Source organism: Onishia niordana (assembly GCF_004798965.1).
In the GTDB taxonomy this organism is placed as follows: domain Bacteria; phylum Pseudomonadota; class Gammaproteobacteria; order Pseudomonadales; family Halomonadaceae; genus Onishia; species Onishia niordana.
This window is the reverse complement of record NZ_SDSD01000138.1, coordinates 1-250: the sequence shown is the minus strand read 5'-3', so window position 1 is coordinate 250 and position 250 is coordinate 1. Positions and strand designations below refer to the sequence as shown.

Genomic DNA, 250 nt, shown 5'->3' with positions numbered 1-250 from the left:
CCTTTTTCTGGTGTATATATTTGAGAGATAATCTTTAAAAGTGTTGATTTACCTGAACCGTTACGACCAACAATTCCAAAAAAGTCACCTTTTTCAACGGTAAAGTCAATATCTTTGAGAACATGTTGTTCTTTATATCCTTTAATGCCTCGCATGCGATTGACCAAAGTTGTACGTAGACTCGTACTTGCTTCAGTTGGGAGGCGGAAGTATTTACTTACATGATCTATTTTTACTGCTACTTCTGACA

1 protein-coding gene is annotated in these 250 nt (G+C 36.0%); it reads right to left on the bottom strand.

Annotation, left to right across the window (positions count from 1 at the left end; all coding sequences use genetic code 11):
* Window positions 1–250: ATP-binding cassette domain-containing protein (locus tag ETC27_RS18245; RefSeq protein ID WP_136256085.1), on the bottom strand; the 250-nt coding region annotated here is incomplete at both ends.